General features: G+C 72.1%; 15 protein-coding genes. 3 read left to right on the top strand and 12 right to left on the bottom strand.

Annotated features, from left to right (window positions below; all coding sequences use genetic code 11):
* Positions 1-588: 588 nt before the first annotated feature.
* The 5 genes from manA to IEZ31_RS19810 are packed head-to-tail and all read right to left on the bottom strand — an operon-like array spanning position 589 to position 5516.
* Entirely contained in the window at positions 589-1710 is a 1122-nt protein-coding gene (manA, locus tag IEZ31_RS19830; RefSeq protein ID WP_190251391.1) for a mannose-6-phosphate isomerase, class I, read from the bottom strand.
* A 1-nt stretch (position 1711) separates the two neighbouring features.
* Positions 1712-2674 (bottom strand): cation diffusion facilitator family transporter, encoded by a 963-nt coding sequence (locus IEZ31_RS19825; protein ID WP_190251390.1) that lies wholly within the window; start codon positions 2672-2674, stop codon positions 1712-1714.
* A 52-nt stretch (positions 2675-2726) separates the two neighbouring features.
* Positions 2727-3929 (bottom strand): SIS domain-containing protein, encoded by a 1203-nt coding sequence (locus tag IEZ31_RS19820; RefSeq protein ID WP_190251498.1) that lies wholly within the window; start codon positions 3927-3929, stop codon positions 2727-2729.
* 5 nt (positions 3930-3934) lie between these two features.
* Positions 3935-4126: a Trm112 family protein gene (locus IEZ31_RS19815; protein WP_190251389.1), complete on the bottom strand. Its 192-nt coding sequence runs from the start codon at positions 4124-4126 to the stop codon at positions 3935-3937.
* Positions 4127-4151: 25 nt separating this feature from the next.
* Entirely contained in the window at positions 4152-5516 is a 1365-nt protein-coding gene (locus tag IEZ31_RS19810; protein WP_190251388.1) for a phosphomannomutase/phosphoglucomutase, read from the bottom strand.
* A gap of 125 nt (positions 5517-5641) precedes the next feature.
* Between IEZ31_RS19810 and IEZ31_RS19805 the strand changes: the two genes are divergently transcribed.
* Positions 5642-6619: a cation diffusion facilitator family transporter gene (locus tag IEZ31_RS19805; RefSeq protein ID WP_190251387.1), complete on the top strand. Its 978-nt coding sequence runs from the start codon at positions 5642-5644 to the stop codon at positions 6617-6619.
* 13 nt (positions 6620-6632) lie between these two features.
* On the opposite strand, the gene IEZ31_RS19800 is transcribed toward IEZ31_RS19805, so the two are convergent.
* Positions 6633-8102, bottom strand: coding sequence for an aldehyde dehydrogenase family protein (locus IEZ31_RS19800; protein ID WP_190251386.1), 1470 nt, complete (start codon positions 8100-8102; stop codon positions 6633-6635).
* A 60-nt stretch (positions 8103-8162) separates the two neighbouring features.
* Here IEZ31_RS19800 and IEZ31_RS19795 point away from each other — a divergent pair, with 60 nt between their 5' ends.
* Positions 8163-9593, top strand: coding sequence for a gamma-aminobutyraldehyde dehydrogenase (locus IEZ31_RS19795; protein ID WP_190251385.1), 1431 nt, complete (start codon positions 8163-8165; stop codon positions 9591-9593).
* Entirely contained in the window at positions 9593-10918 is a 1326-nt protein-coding gene (gene gabT, locus IEZ31_RS19790; RefSeq protein WP_190251384.1) for a 4-aminobutyrate--2-oxoglutarate transaminase, read from the top strand. Before IEZ31_RS19795 ends, gabT begins: the two co-directional genes overlap by 1 nt.
* 81 nt (positions 10919-10999) lie before the next feature.
* On the opposite strand, the gene IEZ31_RS19785 is transcribed toward gabT, so the two are convergent.
* The 6 genes from IEZ31_RS19785 to IEZ31_RS19760 form a co-directional block, all read right to left on the bottom strand.
* Entirely contained in the window at positions 11000-11854 is an 855-nt protein-coding gene (locus IEZ31_RS19785; protein WP_229835548.1) for a type IV toxin-antitoxin system AbiEi family antitoxin, read from the bottom strand.
* A 194-nt stretch (positions 11855-12048) separates the two neighbouring features.
* Positions 12049-13041, bottom strand: a complete 993-nt coding sequence (speB, locus tag IEZ31_RS19780; RefSeq protein ID WP_190251383.1) for an agmatinase — start codon at positions 13039-13041, stop codon at positions 12049-12051.
* A gap of 80 nt (positions 13042-13121) precedes the next feature.
* Positions 13122-14336 (bottom strand): saccharopine dehydrogenase family protein, encoded by a 1215-nt coding sequence (locus IEZ31_RS19775; RefSeq protein ID WP_190251382.1) that lies wholly within the window; start codon positions 14334-14336, stop codon positions 13122-13124.
* A 1-nt stretch (position 14337) separates the two neighbouring features.
* The gene (locus IEZ31_RS19770; protein ID WP_229835547.1) at positions 14338-15141 is read right to left on the bottom strand and encodes an ABC transporter permease; all 804 of its coding nucleotides are present in this window, start codon (positions 15139-15141) and stop codon (positions 14338-14340) included.
* Positions 15141-16043, bottom strand: a complete 903-nt coding sequence (locus IEZ31_RS19765; RefSeq protein ID WP_190251381.1) for an ABC transporter permease — start codon at positions 16041-16043, stop codon at positions 15141-15143. The genes IEZ31_RS19770 and IEZ31_RS19765 overlap by 1 nt, the downstream gene beginning before the upstream one ends.
* Entirely contained in the window at positions 16040-17182 is a 1143-nt protein-coding gene (locus tag IEZ31_RS19760) for an ABC transporter ATP-binding protein (protein ID WP_190251380.1), read from the bottom strand. Before IEZ31_RS19760 ends, IEZ31_RS19765 begins: the two co-directional genes overlap by 4 nt.

Raw genomic sequence — 17182 nt, 5'->3', positions numbered from 1 at the left:
CCTGCTTCTTCAGAGGCGTTGCGGCGACCTTTCACGGTACGCGGCGTGAGTTGCCGAGCACCAACCGCCTCGCGGGGCCGTGGATCGGGTTCTGGACAGCGCACGGGGCGGTGAGATCACTCTCACCGCCCCGTGCTTCCCCCCGGTTTGGTTCCCCCGCATGCGGCTTGCGCTCATCGCCAAACCCTGCGTAGCTGAAACACTACTCTCCGCAATGCGAATGTCAAGCAAGTCGCAAAAATCGGTCAAGCCGGACTTGTACCGCGCTCGCGTGCTGCTGTCGGCGAAGGCTTGCCGGCGAAGGGGCTTCGACGGCACGCCGGGTCAGCGAAGCGTTCGAGCGCACGCCCCGCCGACGGCGAGGCTTGACGGCACGCCGAGCCCTCGCCGCGGTCCCGCGCAACAAGGCGTCGCCCGACATTTCGGATATGTCCGGCGCGAGACGCGGCGCCAGATCGTTCCCACGATCATGCAGCGCGACGTGCAACGTCAGCGGCTCGGGGCCGTCCATGATCCATGGAGACTCCTGGTTGCCATGGCAGCCAGCCGGCTCCATCGATCATGAAGGGTTGCGCAGTGCGGCGCGCGCTACGGAGTGGCCGCCTGGTAGGCCTCGCCGACGCCGCTCACCGCGAGCTCCCCGCGCGACGCCGGGGCGAACGCCGCCTGGCCCCGCGTCAGGGTCACCGGGACCACCCCGTCGTCGACGCGCAGGCTGCCCCGGATGCAGAGGACGATGCGGGGGCCGCCGGCCGGGAAGCGGACCGCGGGGGTCTGCGCGTCCACGGCGGCGCGGTGGAGGGTGAAGTCCTCGATGGGCACCGGGTACGACGTCAGGCCCGGAGCCAGCGTCACCGGGCGGGTCACCGGATCCTCCAGGATCTCGAAGCGCAGCACGTGCAGGAGCTCGTCCACGTCCACGTGCTTCGGGGTCAGGCCGCCCCGCAGGACGTTGTCCGAGGCGGCCATGATCTCGACGCCGACGCCCTGCAGGTATGCGTGCAGGTTGCCCGCCGGCATCCAGACCGCCTCGCCGGGGTGGAGGCGGACCCGGTTGAGGAGGGTGGCGACGATGACGCCGGTGTCGCCCGGATACTGCCTGGCCAGGTCGGCGACGAGGTCGCCCCGGCGACTGGCGGCCACCACGTCCGCCACCAGCTCGGGGTCGGGCTGGCCCAGCAGGCCGCGCACCGCGTCGTGCAGGGCCTTGGCCGGGTCGGGCTGGCTCAGGGCGTCGATCGTCGCCTTCAGGCGCGGGACGTTCAGCGCCGCCAGTTCGCGGGCCGTGGCGGCCGGGTCGCGGAAGCCGCACAGGGCGTCGAAGTCGGTGACCGCGACGAGCATCTCCGGCTTGTGCCAGGCGTCGACGTAGGAGGCGTGGCCGGCCGCGAACCGCTCGCGCGCCCGCTGCAGGTCCGGGTGGGCCTGCAGGGACAGCGGCTGGGCCGCGGCCAGCACCTTCAGCAGGAACGGCAGCCGGAGCCCGAACCGCTCGACGTTGCGGGGGCCCAGCAGGGTCTCCGGGGCGGCGGCGACCGCGTCGACGAGCGACGTGCCGCTCACCGCGAGCCGGGACGGGCTCGCCGGGTGGGCGCCCATCCACAGCTCCGCCTCCGGGTCCTCCGTCGGCGCCGGGCGACCCTGCAGGGTGGCGATCGCGGTGTGCGACCCCCACGCGTACTTGCGGATCGGGCTCTCCAGCAGCTCCAAGCTAATGCGCCTCCGCCGTCGAGGGGGCGGCCGTCTCGCGCGCGGCCTTCCCCGCCTGGTAGATGTCGGGCTCCAGATAGATGACGCGGGCGATCGGCACGGCGGCCCGGATGCGGGCCTCGGCCGCGTCGATGCCGCGGGCGATCTCGTCGGCCGTCTCGTTGTGCCGCACCGCGATCTTCGCCGCGACGAGCAGCTCGTCGGGGCCCAGGTGGACGGTGCGCATGTGGATCACGCGCTCGACCTCGGGGCCGTCGACGATGGCCTGCTCGATCGCGTCGATCTGGTCGGGGGCGGCCGACTCGCCGACCAGCAGGCTCTTCATCTCCACCGCGAGGATCGCGGCGACCACGATGAGCAGCACGCCGATCAGGGCGGTGCCGACACCGTCCCAGATGCCGTTGTCCGTGATCAGCGTCAGCCCGACGCCGAACAGCGCGAAGACGAGGCCGAGCAGGGCGGCGAGGTCCTCGAGGAGGATGACCGGCAGCTCGGGCTGCTTGGCGCGGCGGATGAACTGCCACCACGACGCCTCGCCCTTGATCTTCCTGGTCTCGATGATGGCCGTCCGGAAGGACAGGCTCTCCATGACGATCGCGGCGACGAGCACCGCGACCGGCACCCACTTCCACTCCTCGATCGGGTGCGGGTCGGCCAGCTTGTGCCACGCCTCGTACAGCGCGAACACGCCACCGACGAAGAACAGCACGACGGCGACGACGAAGGCGTAGATATACCGGTCGCGACCGTAGCCGAACGGGTGGCGCGCGGTGGCGGGCCGTTCGGCCTGCCGGCCGCCGAAGAGCAGCAGGCCCTGGTTGCCGGAGTCGGCGACCGAGTGGATGGCCTCGGCGAGCATCGACGAGGACCCGGTCAGGGCGAACGCGACGAACTTCGTCACGGCGATGCCGAGGTTCGCGAAGAGCGCCGCGACGACGGCCTTCGTGCCGCCCTCGGTGCTCACGACGCCACCGCTTCGCGGCGGCGGGCGCCACACTGAACCGAACGCGGACCGATCACGGGCTCACCAGCTCCTTCATCTCGGACACGGCGGGCACGGCCATCGGGTCGAAGCCGTGCGCGAGTCCAAGATAGATGGAGGCGAAGTCCGGCACAGCAACGAGCGAGGCCAAGCGCTCCAGCGCCGAGCCACCCTCGGCGGTGATCAGGCTCACTCGGACACCGCGGCGTTCGGCCAGCTCCTGGATCGCCTCGGCGCGCCGCTCCTCCACCACGGTCGGCTCGCCGTCGAGCTCCTCGTCGTCGTTGGCCAGCCCGCCGTCGCGCAGCAGGACCAGCCGCAGCCGGGTCGGGCCGCCGCTCTCCTCGTCGGACGGGTCGGCGAAGATGTCGCGGTCGGCCTCGGCCAGGCCGCCGTAGACGCCGTCGATCAGGCCGACCCGGCCGCGGCCCGCCTCGCCGAGGGCGCCGGCGACGGCGGGGTACCGGGCGTTGGCGGCCAGCGTGTCGCCGAAGCGCCGCGCGGCCACCGTGGCCAGCGGCGACGAGCCCCAGATGACCGGCACCGAGTGGGCCAGGTCGAGCGCGAGGCTCTTGCCCGGGTTGACGAACGACTCCAGGGTCGTCCGGCAGCGGTCGGCGTCGGCGTCGAGGCGCGACGCGGTCTCCGCGAAGTCCGCCTCGTTGACCTTGATCAGGCCGAGCTGGCGGCCGGCGAGCAGCACCGGCACGGCGAGCCCCCACAGGCTGGCCCGGGCCGGGGCGCGGCGGGGCACCGGGATGAACGGCGCCCGGAACCGGTCGGCGAGGGCGTGCAGCTGGGTGTCGGGCGCCCCGATGGCGACCAGCCGGGCGCCGCGGCGGCCGGCCGCCTCGGCCGCGGCGAGCGCCTCCGGGGAGCGGCCCGACGCCGACACCGCGATGACCACGTCGGCGGCGCCGACCCAGCCCGGGATGCCGGCGCTGCGGTGCGCGAGGACCGGCACCGGGCAGCGCGGCCCGGCGACGGTCTCCAGGATGTCGCCGGTGCGCGCGGCGGTGCCGACGCCGGCGACGACCACCGCGCGCGGCCGGCCCTCGTCGGCGAGCTGGCTCAGGTCCGCCTCGGCGGCCAGGGCGGCCGACTCCCGCACCTGGGCGCCGGCCGACGCCGTGGCCCGCAGCATGCCGCCCGGGTCGTTGCGCTCCAGCGACTCGGCGTTGTCGAGCAGCGCCAGGTCGACCTCCCGGTGCCCGCGGACGCCCGCGGTGCCCTCCAGCGGGTTCACTGCTGCTCCCCCTCGGCCGGTGCGGTGCGCGCCTCGTCGAGCAGCAGGACCGGGATGCCGTCGCGGATCTCGTAGATCCGGCCGCACTCGGTGCAGGTCAGCGTCTGCTCGTCCGCGTCGAGCGTGAGCTCGGCGTGGTGCTCGTCGGGGCAGCGCAGGATGGAAAGCAGGGCGGGGTCGACGGACACGCGTGCCATCTCCTTCGTGCGTTCGTCAGCGGCGGATCACACCCAGCATCTCATCGCGCAGGGCCGCCATCCGCTCGGCGGTCGGCGCCTCGACGTTGAGCCGCAGCAGCGGCTCGGTGTTCGACGGCCGCACGTTGGCCCAGCTGCCGTCGGGGAAGTCCAGCGTGATGCCGTCGAGGCGGTCGACCGGCACCGGGAACGCCGCCTCGATCTCCGCCATCTTCGCGGCCTGGTCGGCGACCGTCGAGTTGATCTCTCCCGACGCAGCGTACCGCTCGTAGTCCTTGGCGAGCGCGGACAGCGGCGCGGCCTGCCCGCCGAGCATCGCGAGCGTGTGCATCGCGGCGAGCATGCCGGTGTCGGCGCCCCAGAAGTCGCGGAAGTAGTAGTGCGCCGAGTGCTCGCCGCCGAAGACGGCGCCGGTGCGGGCCATCTCGCCCTTGATGAACGAGTGGCCGACCCGGGTGCGCACCGCGACGCCGCCGTGCTCGGCGACGATCTCCGGCACCACCCGCGAGGTGATCAGGTTGTGGATGATCGTGGCGCCGGGCACCTTGGCCAGCTCGCGGACGGCCACCATCGCGGTGATCGTCGACGGCGAGACGGCCTCGCCGCGCTCGTCGACCACGAAGCAGCGGTCGGCGTCGCCGTCGAAGGCGAGCCCCAGGTCGGCGCCGGTCTCGCGCACCTTGGCCTGCAGGTCGACCAGGTTGGCCGGCTCCAGCGGGTTGGCCTCGTGGTTGGGGAACGAGCCGTCGAGCTCGAAGTACAGCGGGACGATCGTCAGCGGCAGGCCCTCGCCCAGCACCGCCGGCACCGTGTAGCCGCCCATGCCGTTGCCGGCGTCGACGACCACGGTCAGCGGGCGGATGCCGGTCAGGTCGACCAGCGTGCGCAGGTGCGCGGCGTAGTCGGTGAGCAGGCCGCGCCGCTCCAGGCCACCCTTCGGCTCACCCGCGCGGTCACCCGCGTCGAGCAGCGCCTGGGCGCGCGAGCGGATCTCGGCCAGCCCGGTGTCCTGACCGACGGGCTTGGCGCCCTGCTTGCAGAGTTTGATCCCGTTGTACCGCGCGGGATTGTGACTCGCCGTGAACATCGCACCCGGCAGGTCCAGCGAGCCCGACGCATAGTAGAGCAGGTCGGTCGATCCCAGGCCCGCCTCCACGATGTCGGCGCCCTCGGCGCGCGCACCGGCGGCGAACGCGCCCGCCAGCGCCGGACCGGACTCCCGCATGTCGTGCGCGGTGACGATCCGCTCGGCGAACTCGCCGCGGTCGCGCAGCGTCTGCACGAAGGCACGGCCCAGTGCCTCGGCCACCGGCTCGTTGAGCTGGTCCGGCACGGTGCCCCGCACGTCGTACGCCTTGACGATCCGGCTCAGGTCGATCACAGTCCCCTACCCCTGTCGTGGTCGCTGTTCCTAGTGGGGAAGCCTAGTGCCGATGCGTTCCGTGCACGTGTCAGTCCGGAGTTGCGAGGGTGAGATCGCGTAAAGGTTGTGGTACAGGATGAATCATGGCCGAGGAAGGTAACTCCGTCCGGGCGATCGTCGCCGCGCTCGCCGCCAACCTCGGCATCGCGGTCAGCAAGTTCGTCGCGTTCCTGTTCACCGGGTCGTCCTCGCTGCTGGCCGAGGCCGTGCACTCGGTGGCCGACACCGCCAACCAGGTGCTGCTGCTCGTCGGCGGGCGCCGGGCGCAGCAGCGCGCCAGCCAGCTGCACCCGTTCGGCTACGCCCGCTTCCGGTACTTCTACGGCTTCCTCGTCACCCTGGTCATCTTCCTGGTCGGCGGCGTGTTCGCGCTGTTCGAGGGCTACGAGAAGCTGCACGACCCGAAGCCGGTGGAGTCGCCGGTCTGGGCGTTCGCGGTGCTCGGGATCTCGATCGTGCTGGAGGGCTTCTCGCTGCGCACGGCCGTCCACGAGGCCCAGCCGTCCCGCCGCGGCCTGCCCTGGCTGCGGTTCATCCGCACCACCCGCTCCCCCGAGCTGCCGGTCGTGCTGGCCGAGGACTTCGGCGCGCTGACCGGCCTCACGTTCGCCCTCGTGGGCATCACCCTCGCGGTGGTCACCGGGGACGGGCGCTGGGACGCCGCCGGCACCCTGGCGATCGGCGCGCTGCTCGTGGTCATCTCGATCACGCTGTCGCAGCGGATGCGCAGCCTGCTCATCGGCGAGTCGGCCGACAACGCCACGCTGCACCGGATCGAGGCGGCGATCGAGCGGGAGCCGCTGGTCGAGCGCATGATCCACCTGCGGACCATGCACCTCGGCCCCGACCAGCTGCTCATCGCGGCCAAGGTGGCGGTGCGGCCCGACGAGTCGATGGGCCACGTGGCGCGCGCGATCAACCGGGCCGAGGCGCGGGTCCGGGAGGCGCTGAGCTACGAGTGCTTCATCTTCATCGAACCCGACGTGTTCGACCCGTCGCTCAGCGAGGCGAGCCGGCCGCCGGGGTCGGCGGCCGACGAGGCCCGGCCGGGCTGGGAGTAGCCGCCTGGAGTGGCTACAGCTGCAGGCCGGTCAGCACCATCACCCGTTCCTCGGTGTAGTCGGCCATCGCGGACGCCAGGCCCTCGCGGCCGACGCCGCTGGCCTTCGACCCGCCGTACGGCATCTGGTCGGCGCGGTAGCTCGGCACGTCGCCGACGATGACGCCGCCGACGTCGAGCACCCGGTGCGCCTCGAACGCCCGGTCGAGCCGCCGGGTGAAGACGCCCGCCTGCAGGCCGTACTGCGAGTCGTTGACCGCGGCGAAGCCCTCCTCGTCCGAGGTGATCCGCTCCAGGACCAGCACGGGGCCGAAGACCTCCTCGGCGACGACCTTCGTGGCGACGGGGGCGCCGGCGAGGACGGTGGGGGCGTAGGCGGCGCCGTCCCGCGCCCCGCCCGTGAGCAGCTTCGCGCCGGCCGCGACGGCCTCGTTGACCCACGCCTCGACGCGCTCCGCGGCGGCCTCGCTGATGAGCGGGCCGACGTCGGTCGCGTCGTCGGACGGGTCGCCGGTGCGCTGCGCCTCGACGGCGGCGACGAGCTTGTCGGCCACGGCGTCGTAGTGCCGCTCGTGGACGTACACCCGCTGGACGGCGATGCAGCTCTGCCCGGCCTGGTAGTTGGAGAAGGTGGCGATGCGGGTCGCGGCCCAGTCGAGGTCGTCCCAGTCGGCGCAGACGACCACCGCCGCGTTGCCGCCGAGCTCCAGGGTGACGTGCTTGCGCGGCACCGCGTCGCGGATCTGCCAGCCGACCGGGCCCGAGCCGGTGAACGACACGACCGGCAGCCGCGGGTCGGCGACCAGCGCGGACGCCCGGTCGTTGGGCACCGGCACGACCGACCACATGCCCTCGGGCAGCTCGGTCTCGGCCAGGATCTCGCCGAGCAGCAGCGCGCTCAGCGGCGTCGCCGGGGCCGGCTTGAGCACGATCGGCGCGCCGACCGCGATCGCCGGCGCGACCTTGTGCGCGACCAGGTTGAGCGGGAAGTTGAACGGCGAGATGCCGAGCACCGGCCCGCGCGGGACCCGCTTCACGAACGCCATCCGGCCGGTCGCGGCGGGGTCGGTGTCGAGCCGCTGGACGCTGCCGGAGAACCGGCGCGCCTCCTCCGCCGCCCAGCGGAATGTCGAGACCGCGCGGCCGACCTCGCCCCGCGACCACTTCACCGGCTTGCCGTTCTCGGCGGTGATGAGCCGGGCGACCTCCTCGGCGCGCTCCTTGAGGCGGGCGCTCACGTGGTCGAGCGCCGCGGCCCGGGCGCTCGCCGGCAGGGCGGCGGCGACGTTCGCCGCGGCGGTGGCCGCGGCGACGGCCGTCTCGACCTGCTCGGGGGTGGCATACGCCGTCCTGCCGACGACCCGCCCGTCGAAGGGATGCCGGATGTCGACGACGTCGTCGCTGGTGGCCGGGCGACCGGCGATGTAGAACGGGGTCACGATCCCAATCCTATTCCCGTTCACGGCGCGGAAACAGTTGCTCATGGGGTTGTGCACTGCGGATTCGATGGAAAGATGTGGCTGCCGGCACTCAAAGGAGTGGACATGACCAAGCAACTGCAGAATTTCGTCGACGGCGCCCACGTGGCTCCCGCCGACGGCCGCTATTCCGACCTGATCGACCCGACGACCGGCGAGGTCTTCGCGTCCGCGCCGGTGTCCGGCGCCGAGGACGTCGACCGGGCCGTGAAGGCCGCCGCGAAGGCGTTCGAGACCTGGCGCGACGCGACGCCGTCCGAGCGGCAGCGGGCGCTGCTGAAGCTCGCCGACGCCATGGAGGACCGGGCCGCCGAGGTGATCGACGCCGAGGTCCGCAACACCGGCAAGCCCCGGGCGCTCACCGCCAGCGACGAGCTCCCGCCCGCGATCGACCAGATCCGCTTCTTCGCGGGCGCGGCCCGGGTGCTGGAGGGCAAGTCCGCCGGCGAGTACATGAAGGGCCACACGAGCTACGTGCGGCGCGAGCCGATCGGCGTCTGCGCGCAGGTCACGCCCTGGAACTACCCGCTCATGATGGCGGTCTGGAAGATCGCCCCGGCGCTCGCCGCCGGCAACACGGTCGTGCTCAAGCCGTCGGACACGACCCCGGTCTCGACCCTGCTGCTGGCCGAGCTCGCGGCCGAGTTCCTGCCGCCGGGCGTGCTCAACGTCGTCACCGGCGACCGGGAGACCGGCCGGGCGCTGGTCAACCACCCGACGCCGCAGTTCGTCTCGATCACCGGCTCGGTCCGCGCCGGGCGCGAGGTGGCGGCCGCGGCCGCGCCGTCGCTCAAGCGCACCCACCTGGAGCTCGGCGGCAAGGCCCCGGTCGTGGTCTTCGACGACGCCGACCTCGCCGCGGCGGCCGAGGCGATCGCCGTGGCCGGGTACTTCAACGCCGGTCAGGACTGCACCGCCGCCACCCGGGTGCTCGCCGGCCCGGGCATCTACGCCGACTTCGTTGCCGCGCTCAGCGAGCAGGCCGCGGCGACGAAGACCGGCGCGCCGGACGACGAGGACATCCTCTACGGCCCGCTCAACAACGCCAACCAGCTGGCCCGCGTCGGCGGGTTCATCGACCGGCTCCCCGGCCACGCCTCGGTCGACGCCGGCGGCGCCCGGGTCGGCGACCGGGGCTACTTCTACTCGCCGACGGTCGTGTCCGGCCTGCGCCAGGACGACGAGATCATCCAGGACGAGGTGTTCGGCCCGGTCATCACCGTGCAGCGGTTCAGCGACGAGGACGAGGCGGTCCGCTGGGCCAACGGCGTCGAGTACGGGTTGGCGTCGTCGGTCTGGACCCGCGACCACGGCCGCGCGATGCGGATGACCCGCCGCCTCGACTTCGGCTGCGTGTGGGTCAACACGCACATCCCGATCGTCGCCGAGATGCCCCACGGCGGCTTCAAGCAGTCCGGCTACGGCAAGGACCTGTCGATGTACGGGCTGGAGGACTACACCCGGGTCAAGCACGTCATGCACAACATCGAGCTGTGATGTCACAGTCCGCAGACCTGCACAAGCGCCGCACCGCCGCCGTCGCCCGCGGCGTCAGCAGCATGATCTCGTCCTATGTGGACCACGCCGCGGGCGGCACGCTGTCCGATGTGGACGGTCGCGAGTGGATCGACCTGGCGGCCGGCATCGCGGTCACCAACGTCGGCAACTCGGCCCCACGGGTCGTCGAGGCCGTCAAGCGGCAGGCCGAGCGGTTCACCCACACCTGCTTCATGATCGCGCCGTACGAGAGCTACGTCGCCGTCTGCGAGCAGCTGAACGCGCTCACGCCGGGCGCGTTCGAGAAGCGCTCGGCGCTGTTCAACTCGGGCGCCGAGGCGGTCGAGAACGCGGTGAAGATCGCCCGGCACGCCACCGGGCGGCCGGCCGTCGTCGTGTTCGACCACGCCTACCACGGCCGGACCAACCTGACGATGGCCCTGACCGCGAAGGCGATGCCGTACAAGCACCGCTTCGGGCCGTTCGCCGGGGAGGTCTACCGCGTCCCCATGTCGTACCCGTACCGCGACGGCCTGTCCGGACCGGACGCGGCCGCCCTGGCAATCAACACCATCGAGAAGCAGGTCGGCGCCGACCAGGTGGCCGCCGTGCTCATCGAGCCCATCCAGGGCGAGGGCGGCTTCGTGGTCCCGGCGCCGGGCTTCCTGTCGTCGCTGGCGACCTGGGCCCGCGGCGCCGGGGCGCTGTTCGTCGCCGACGAGATCCAGACCGGCTTCTGCCGCACGGGCGACTGGTTCGCCTCGACGTTCGAGGGCGTCGAACCCGACCTGGTCACCACCGCGAAGGGCATCGCGGGCGGGCTTCCCCTGGCCGCCGTCACCGGCCGCGCCACCGTCATGGACGCGGTCCACGCCGGCGGCCTGGGCGGCACCTACGGCGGCAACCCGATCGCCTGCGCCGCCGCCCTGGCCTCGATCGAGACCATGCGGGAGCTGGACCTCGGCGCGGCCGCCCGGCGGATCGAGTCGGTCATGGTCCCCCGCCTGCGCGAGCTCGCCTCGTCCCGTCCGTACATCGGCGACGTCCGCGGCCGCGGCGCCATGCTGGCCATGGAGATCGTGGTCCCGGGCTCGGCGACGCCCGGCACCCTCACCGCGGAGCGCGTCCACGGCCGGGGCGCCCCGCTGGGTGCCACCCCGGACCCGGCCCGCACGGCGGCGATCCAGAAGGCGGCCCACGAGGCGGGCCTGCTGCTGCTCACCTGCGGCACGTATTCGAACGTGATCCGCTTCCTCCCGCCGCTGGTCATGGACGACGAGACCCTCGCCCAGGCACTCGACCGCCTGGAGTCCGCCCTCGCCTGACCCCCTCCCCGTCGATCTTGCAGTTGTGGTGCCGCGACACTCCCGGGATGTCCGGATTTGGGCGGCACCACAACTGCAAGATCAACGCAAGCGGAGGGCATCGTAGACCGTTCGCACCACGTGGCCGGGCGGACCGTACAGGTCTCGGGCCGTGAAATGCCGCATGATCCATCCGTGTGCCGCCAACCAGTTCGCGCGGCGGCGGTCGCGGTGCATCGCGGCCGGATCCAAGTGCGATGCGCCGTCGTACTCGACACCGACCTTCTTGTCCTCGTAAGCGAGATCGAGGCGGTAGACGCCACTGCCCTGCTCCGACCGGGCCCAGACCTGCGTCCTCGGTGCCGGCAACCGGCCGTCGACGAGCAACAACCGCAAGTGGCTCTCCTGCGCGCACTCAGCACCGCCGTCGGCCAGAGGAACCAGCTCACGGGCCTGCCGGACCCCACGGAGCTTGCCGTGCCGGACGACCTCCACGGCGAGCCCGTCGGCGTCCACCAACCCGGTGCGCAGCGCGGCGTCGAGCACCGCGATCCCGTCGAAGCGCCGACCGGACCGCGCCAAATCGATCGCCGCCCGCGCGGGCGGGGTGCAACGGACGCCGAAATGCATCATCGGCGCCCCCACCGGCAGAACCGCCTCGTGGGCGATCACCCCGTCGAGCCTCGGTTTCGCCATGCCGGCCGGGAACGTCACGTGGATCGCCCTCGGCGCGAGCGCGAAACCGAACAGCGCGGCGGCGGACTGATGACTCAGCAACACGTCCGAGGGCAACCGCAGCAGCGTCGCCTGCAGGCGATCGATCTGGTCAACGACGGCCGGACCGTAGACGCTCCTGACCACCGGCTCGACCCGCCCGGCGGCAACCTGGTCGCGCAGTCGCTGACGCGACATCCCGCTCGCCAACATCTCCTGGTAGGTACGCAGCTCGCCATCCACGCCGGCATACGGTTCCCGATTCCGGACGCCTCCGCTCGCCCAACGGCGCCATCCTGTGGACACCGCCCGCGTTGTGGAAACCGCTCCGCGTCGATCTTGCAGTTGTGGTGCCCCCCAAACCCGGACATCGTGGGAGTGTCGCGGCACCACAACTGCAAGATCGACGCGTTGGGGGGTGGGGGCGGGGGGCGGGGTCAGCGGGCGTCGAGGAGGGGCTGGCGGGGGTTCCACTCGTCGCCGCGGCGGCGTCTGGCCAGGGCGGACAGGGCCTCCAGGACCACGCGGTTGGCCAGGTACGCCGTGATCTCGGCGTGGTCGTAGGGCGGGCTGACCTCGACCACGTCCACGCCGACGATCGGCAGCTCGTAGCAGCAGCGACGGACCGCGTCCAGGAGCTGGCGCGACGTCAGCCCGCCCGGCTCCGGCGTGCCGGTGCCGGGGGCCATGCCTGGGTCGACCACGTCGACGTCGACCGACAGGAAGACACCGTCGCACTCGTCGACCGCGATGGCGAACGCCTCGGTCAGGCACTCGTCCAGGCCGCGGGCGACGATCTCGGTCATCTCGTACGAGCGCATCCGCTGCTCGGCCATCCAGGAGAGGGTCTGCGGGCCGGGCCAGTACCCCCGCAGGCCGATCTGCAGGAAGCGGTCGCCGCGCACGGCGCCGGACTCGATCAGGCGGCGCATCGGCTGGCCGTGGCCGATCAGCGAGCCGAACTCGGTGTCACCCGTGTCGGCGTGCGCGTCGAAGTGGACCATCGAGACGCGGCCGAAGCCGAGCTCGCGGGCCACGCCGGTGGCGTCGGGCCAGGCGATCGTGTGGTCGCCGCCGAGGACGATCGGGATCGCGCCGGCGGCGGCCACCCGATGTACCGCATCCTCCAGCGCGGCGACGGAACGGGCCGCGTCGCCGGAGAACATCTCGACGTCGCCGGCGTCGAGCACGCGCAGGTCCTGCAGCGCGTCGACGCGCAGGGCGAGCGACGGGCGGGAGCCGTCGTGCGGCAGGTAGCACGCCTGCCGGATGGCTTGCGGGCCGAAGCGCGTGCCCGGCCGGTGCGAGGTGCCGCCGTCGAAGGGCGCGCCCAGGATGACGACGTCGGCATCCGCGAGGGAGGACAGGTCGCACCGGGGAACGCCCAGGAACGTGATGTCCGGGCCGAACATGGGACCGTATCGGGTCATGCGACCCCCGCTTCGCTCCGGTCACACGGCCTGCACACTGAGCTCATGGTGCCCGGCCCCTCCGCTTCGCTCCGGACCGGTCATTTCTCCTGGATACCCCACGGAGAGCCGTACTCGGTGAGCAGGTCGAGGAACGGCTTGGCCGGCAGCGCCTCCGGGCCGAGCACCCCGCGGCCCGACCAGGCGCCGGCGGCGAGCAGCTCCAGCGCGACGACCGGGTTGATCGCGGTCTGCCAGACGACGGCCTGCGAGCCGTACTCGCGCATCGACCAGGCGTTGTCGACCACGTGGTACAGGTAGGTGGCCCGCGGGCGGCCGTCGCGGCCGAGGCCGGTGACGTAGGTGCCGGCGCAGGTCTTGCCGTGCATCCGGTCGCCGAGCGTCGCCGGGTCGGGCAGGCACGCGGCGACCACGTCGCGCGGCGAGACCTCGACGTCGCCGACACGGACCTTCGCCGTGGCGTCCAGGCCGAGCTTGTGGATGGTCTTGAGGACCTCGATGAACTCGTTGCCCAGGCCGTACTTGAACGTCACGCGCCGGGCGTCGACCCACCGCGGGATCAGCAGCACCTCCTCGTGCTCCACGTTCACGCACTCGACGGGGCCGATGCCGGCCGGGAAGTCGAAGATCTCCGGCTCCGAGAACGGCCGGGTGACGAACCAGCCGCGGTCCTTCTCGTAGACCACCGGCGGGTTCAGGCACTCCTCGATCGTGGTCCAGATCGAGAACGACGGCGCGAAGTCGTAGCCCTCGACGACCAGGTCGGAGCCGTCGCGGACGCCGATGTCGTGCACCTCGGCGAAGAGGTGGTCGGCGGCGTACCGCGCGAAGACGTCCGACAGCCCCGGCTCGACGCCGATGCCGCAGAGGGCGAGCCGGCCGGCGGCGGCCCACGCGTCGGCCGCGGCGAACTGCTCGTCGCCGAGCTTCACCCCGGTCAGCTCGTAGGGCCGGGTCGGGTGCGGCCGCGACAGCGACATCGCCATGTCGAGGTAGTCGACCCCGGCGGCGAAGGCGCCGTCGAAGATCGGCATGACGAACCTCGGGTCGACCGCGTTGAGCACGTGCGTGATCCGCAGCGACGTGCACAGCTCGGCGACCGCGCCGGACGACGACGCGTCCAGCTGGACTGCGCTGAACCGCGCGCCGTCCACCGAGGCGACCGAGGACACCGCCGCCTGGGCGCGGTCGAGCGAGTAGTCGGCCACCACGCAGTGCTCGAAGAACGTGCGGCGGGCGGCGATGCGCACGGCCGCGGTACCGACGCCGCCGGCTCCGACGATAAGCAGTCGCATGTCAGGCCTTCCGGCGCAGGCGGGGCAGCTGTCCGATGAGGACGATCAGGAACGAGATGACGAACATCGCCGTGCCGATCACGTTGATCTGCGGCGGGATGCCGCGCTGCGACGCTCCCCAGACGAACATCGGGAACGTCACGACGGTGCCGGAGTTGAAGTTGGTGACGATGAAGTCGTCGAACGACAGCGAGAACGACAGCAGCGCCGCCGCCACGATGCCCGGCATGACCAGCGGCAGCGTCACGCGCAGGAACGTCTGCGTCTCGTTGGCGTAGAGGTCCATCGCCGCCTCCTGCAGCCGCGGGTCGAGCCCGGCGAGGCGGGCCTTCACCGTGACGACCACGAACGACAGGCAGAACATCACGTGGGCGATGACGATCGTCCAGAAGCCGAGCTGCACGCCCGACGCGACGAACAGCGCCAGCAGCGACGAGCCCATCACGATCTCGGGGGTGGCCATCGGCAGGAAGATGAGGGTGTTGGTGGCGGCCCGGCCGCGGAACCGGTGCCGGGCCAGGGCGAACGACATCAGCGTGCCGAGGATCGTGGCGACCAGGGTGGAGATGAGCGCGATCGCGATGCTCGTCCAGAAGGCGTCGCCGATGCCGGCGGTGCCGAACGGGTGCGCCCAGTGGTCCCAGGTGAACCTGTAGTTCTGCAGCGTGTAGGGCGCGTTGCGGCCGGCGTCGCGGAACGACATGGCGGCGACCACGGCGATCGGCACGAAGAGGTACAGCAGCACCAGCAGGCCGATCGCCATCACCCAGTGGTCGGCGGCGAAGCGGCGGAGGCGATGGACCATCACAGCACCTCGTCGGTTCCGGCGCGGCGCACGTAGACGAAGACCAGCACGAGGATCGCCGCCATCAGGGTGAACGACAGCGCGGCGGCGGCGGGGTAGTCGCCCACGCGCAGGAACTTCGACTGGATGACGTTGCCGATCATGTACTGCCGGTTCGTCCCGAGCAGCTGCGCGTTGATGTAGTCGCCGGCGGCGGGGATGAACGTCAGCAGCGTGCCGGCCACGACGCCGGGCATCGACAGCGGCAGGATCACCCGGGTGAAGCGGGCCGCCGGCCGGGCGTAGAGGTCGCCGGCCGCCTCGATGAGGCGCGGGTCGAGCTTCTCCAGGCTGGCGTACAGCGGGAGCACCATGAACGGCAGGAAGTTGTAGACCAGCCCGGCGATCACGGCCGGGGTGGTCGCCAGCAGCCGCCCGTCGGGCAGCGGCACGTGCAGCCAGTTGAGCGTCGACACGACCCAGCCGCCGTCGGAGAGGATGACCTTCCAGGCCAGCGTCCGGATCAGGAAGCTGGTGAAGAACGGCGCGATGACGCAGATGAGCAGCACGTTCTTCCACCGGCCGCCCTTGACCGCGATCGCGTAGGCGAGCGGGTAGCCGACGAGCAGCGAGATGGCCGTGGTGAGCGCGGCGTAGCCGATGGAGCGCCCGAAGTGCGGCAGGTACTCCTGGACGGCGTCGGCGTAGTTCGCGAAGTGCCACGTCATCACGTAGCCGTTCTCCAGCGACCCGCCCGGGTCGTAGAGGCTGGTCGCGAACAGCTGGACGGCGGGCACCGCGAAGAACACGATCAGCCAGAGCCCGCCGGGCAGGAGCAGCAGGTAGGGCAGCCAGCTCTTGCGCGGCTTGTGCAGCTCCGGCGCGGGACCCGTCCCCGCGCCCAGTTGCCCGAGCGCGCTCACGCGGGCACTTCCTCGGCGTCCACGACCGGCGCCTGCGTCTCGCCGGCGGGGCGGGCGAGCAGGAACGCGTGCTCGGGCCGCCAGGACACCGTCACCTCGCTCGCCACGGCGAGCGGCGCGGACACGCCCTGGTTCGGCACGAAGACGGTGAGCTCGTCGCCCCATTCGGCGCGCACGAGGTACTGCGTGCTGACGCCCATGTACGACGAGTCGGTGACGATGCCCCGCACGCCCTGCTGCCCGGCCGGCACCTCGGTGCCGACGTGCAGCTTCTCCGGCCGGACGCCGAGCCAGACGGTGCCGTCGGCGGCGCGGGCCCGCCCGGCGGGCACCGAGTAGCGGCCGCCGTACGCCTCGACCAGCAGGTCGTCGCCGTTGCGCCCGGTGACGGCGCCGGCGAGCAGGTTCGACTGGCCGAGGAAGTTCGCGACGAACGCGGTACCGGGGAAGTCGTACATCTCCACGGGCGAGCCGAGCTGCTCGATCTTCCCCGCGTTCATCACCGCGACCGTGTCGGCCATCGTCATGGCCTCCTCCTGGTCGTGCGTGACGTGGACGAACGTGATCCCGACCTCGGTCTGGATCCGCTTGAGCTCGACCTGCATCTGCCGGCGCAGCTTGAGGTCGAGCGCGCCGAGCGGCTCGTCGAGCAGCAGCACCTGCGGGTGGTTGATGAGCGCCCGGGCCAGCGCGACGCGCTGCTGCTGGCCGCCGGAGAGCTGGGCCGGCCGCCGCTTGCCGAAGCCGTCCATCTCGACCAGGTGGAGCATGCGCTCCACCTGGTCGGCGTACTGCCGCACGCCGCGCCGGCGCAGGCCGAACGCCACGTTGTCCGCGATGGAGAGGTGCGGGAACAGCGCGTAGGACTGGAACACCGTGTTCACCGGCCGCTTGTAGGGCCGCAGCCGGGTCACGTCCTGGTCGCCGAGCATCACCCGGCCAGCCGTCGGCTCCTCGAGGCCGGCGATCATCCGCAAGGTGGTCGTCTTGCCGCACCCGGACGCGCCGAGCAGGGCGAAGAACGATCCGCGGGGCACCGTGAGGGTCAGGTCGTCGACCGCCGTGAAGGCCCCGAACCGCTTGGTCACGCCGACCAGGTGGAGGTCGGCGCCGCTGGCACCACTGTGCTGCTCGGCCAT

Source organism: Dactylosporangium sucinum (assembly GCF_014647515.1).
Lineage (GTDB): Bacteria > Actinomycetota > Actinomycetes > Mycobacteriales > Micromonosporaceae > Dactylosporangium > Dactylosporangium sucinum.
Note: the sequence above shows the minus strand (reverse complement) of the source record. Positions and strands in the feature narration are given on the sequence as shown.

What these genes read in the sequence shown, in the direction of transcription:
- gabT (WP_190251384.1), top strand. Translation starts at nt 9,593, where the DNA reads ATGTCACAGTCCGCAGACCTGCACAAGCGCCGCACCGCCGCCGTCGCC.
- IEZ31_RS19805 (WP_190251387.1), top strand. Translation starts at nt 5,642, where the DNA reads ATGGCCGAGGAAGGTAACTCCGTCCGGGCGATCGTCGCCGCGCTCGCC.
- IEZ31_RS19795 (WP_190251385.1), top strand. Translation starts at nt 8,163, where the DNA reads ATGACCAAGCAACTGCAGAATTTCGTCGACGGCGCCCACGTGGCTCCC.
- IEZ31_RS19760 (WP_190251380.1), bottom strand. Translation starts at nt 17,182, where the DNA reads ATGGCCGAGCAGCACAGTGGTGCCAGCGGCGCCGACCTCCACCTGGTC.
- speB (WP_190251383.1), bottom strand. Translation starts at nt 13,041, where the DNA reads ATGACCCGATACGGTCCCATGTTCGGCCCGGACATCACGTTCCTGGGC.
- IEZ31_RS19775 (WP_190251382.1), bottom strand. Translation starts at nt 14,336, where the DNA reads ATGCGACTGCTTATCGTCGGAGCCGGCGGCGTCGGTACCGCGGCCGTG.
- IEZ31_RS19800 (WP_190251386.1), bottom strand. Translation starts at nt 8,102, where the DNA reads ATGAGCAACTGTTTCCGCGCCGTGAACGGGAATAGGATTGGGATCGTG.
- IEZ31_RS19770 (WP_229835547.1), bottom strand. Translation starts at nt 15,141, where the DNA reads ATGGTCCATCGCCTCCGCCGCTTCGCCGCCGACCACTGGGTGATGGCG.